Here is a 1,910-nt window from a genome sequence, read left to right as displayed (position 1 = left end):
ACCCCGATCAATTCGATTTCCGAACTAGAAGCGATCTATGGCGACGCTGCGCCAAAGTCGTTGAGTAAGGTGGTGACCAAGGTAACGCCCCACTATCGCACCTGGATCGAAGCCTCGCGATTTGTTGTCGTTTCCACCGTCGGCGCTGAGGGCACGGACGGCAGCCCGCGCGGCGATGATGGCGCAGTTGTGACAATCCAAGATGAAAGCACGCTTCTTTTGCCCGATTGGTTCGGTAACAACCGCGTTGATACGCTTCGTAACCTTGTGTGTGACAAGCGCATAAGCCTGATGTTTATGTTCCCGTCGTCGACAAACGTGGTGCGGGTAAATGGCACAGCAGTTGTCACTGCTGACGAAGAACTGCGAAAGCGTTTTGAAAAGAAGGGAAAATTGCCGCGCACTGTGATCGTTATCACAATCGGCGAGATGTATTTCCAATGTGCAAAGGCTTTGATGCGATCAGAGCTTTGGAAGGATGTTGGTAGGGATGTGAAACTCCCAACGGCGGGTGATTTTCTGAAAGAACGCGATGCTGAGTTTGACGGCAAAGACTATGACGCAACCTACCCCGAGTATGCCAAGTCGCGCATGTGGTAGCGCCTTAGGCCTTGCGCCAGTCGGCGCTTTGCATTTCGCGTAACCGGCTGGCAGTGCGTTCAAATTCAAATGTACCTTCGCCCTCGACATAAAGCATCTCAGGCTGGGCGGCAGCTGAGGCAATCAGCTGAACACGAGCCTCATAAAGCGCATCAATGAGGGTTACAAAACGCTTGGCCTCATTGAAATTATTGCGGCTTAGGCGGGGGATATCTTCCAGGACAAGCACGCGCGCGGCGTCGGCGATCACAAGATAATCCGCAGGGCCAAGTGGCGCGCCGCAAAGGTCAAAGAACCGCGCGCGTGCAACACCGTTGTGATAGCCGGGAAGCGTCACAGTGCGCCCCTTAACGAACAAGTCATGAGGCGCGGCTTTGCCATGGGTAAGCTTTTGCCAAACCGCTTCAATCTGCGCACGCGCATCCGGGCCATTGGGTGTGAAATAGACCGGCGATCCTGACATGCGGTCCTGGCGGTAATCTGTCGGGCTTGCGAGTTCAGCAACCTCCATCCGGTCTTTGAGTAGGTCAATGAACGGCAAGAACAGTTGGCGATTCAGCCCGTCCTTATAAAGATCATCGGGAACGCGGTTCGATGTTGTTACAATAACAACGCCGCCATCCATGAGCATTTCGAACAACCGCCCAACGATCATCGCGTCAGTGATATCGGTGATCTGCATTTCATCAAATGCAAGCAGTTTGACCGCTGCTATAACGCTTTGCGCGACCGGCTTAAGCGCATCCTCAACACCATCCTGCCGCGCCTTGTGCATCCCTGCATGTATCTCTTGCATAAAGGCATGAAAATGCACGCGCCGCGCCGCAACAGGGCTGGCCTCTACAAACAGGTCCATCAACATTGACTTGCCGCGCCCGACTCCGCCCCAAAGGTATAGCCCCAAGGGCGGCGGTGGCGCTTTGCGAAACAAGCCTTTCCTAACGGGCACAGCAAGCGCGCTGCGAATGCGCTCTAAACGCTCCAAAGCCAACTCCTGCGCAGGATCAGCGGTGAGTTCACCAAGAGCAACGCGCTCGGAATAGATGTCCAAAAGGCTTTTCATATCTTCCTCTACCGCGACGGGAGCGCGGCGAAAAGAGGTTGTGCAATTGACGCCCTAGCGAAAACACTTAACGTCGCGCAGAAAGCTTTCTGAAAGTTCCCAAATGAAGACCCAACATAGCCTCTTTACGCCAGTCTTGATTGTCGGCTGCGTCATCATTCTGGTGAACTTTGCGATCCGTGCATCCTTCGGAGTTTTCCAGATTCCCATTGCGAGCGAATTCAATTGGCTGCGCTCGGAATTCTCG

At 54.1% G+C, this 1,910-nt stretch carries 2 protein-coding genes and 1 pseudogene; 2 read left to right on the top strand and 1 reads right to left on the bottom strand.

What is annotated here, in order from left to right:
• The first annotated feature begins 6 nt into the window (after positions 1-6).
• A complete protein-coding gene (locus tag WBC85_RS02325) occupies positions 7-600 on the top strand; it encodes a pyridoxamine 5'-phosphate oxidase family protein (RefSeq protein WP_424433067.1) in 594 nt (197 codons plus the stop codon).
• Positions 601-604: 4 nt separating this feature from the next.
• On the opposite strand, the gene zapE is transcribed toward WBC85_RS02325, so the two are convergent.
• Complete coding sequence (zapE, locus tag WBC85_RS02320; protein WP_424433066.1) at positions 605-1,663, bottom strand: cell division protein ZapE; 1,059 nt, start codon at positions 1,661-1,663, stop codon at positions 605-607.
• Between the two features lie 103 nt (positions 1,664-1,766).
• Here zapE and WBC85_RS02315 point away from each other — a divergent pair.
• A pseudogene (locus WBC85_RS02315) lies at positions 1,767-1,910 on the top strand (MFS transporter); the annotation flags it as partial.

It is taken from the genome of Planktotalea sp., from assembly GCF_049680325.1.
Classification (GTDB): domain Bacteria; phylum Pseudomonadota; class Alphaproteobacteria; order Rhodobacterales; family Rhodobacteraceae; genus Planktotalea.
Note: the sequence above shows the minus strand (reverse complement) of the source record. Positions and strands in the feature narration are given on the sequence as shown.

Excerpts from the sequence above, each read along its gene's own strand:
- zapE (WP_424433066.1), bottom strand. The coding sequence starts at position 1,663 with ATGAAAAGCCTTTTGGACATCTATTCCGAGCGCGTTGCTCTTGGTGAA.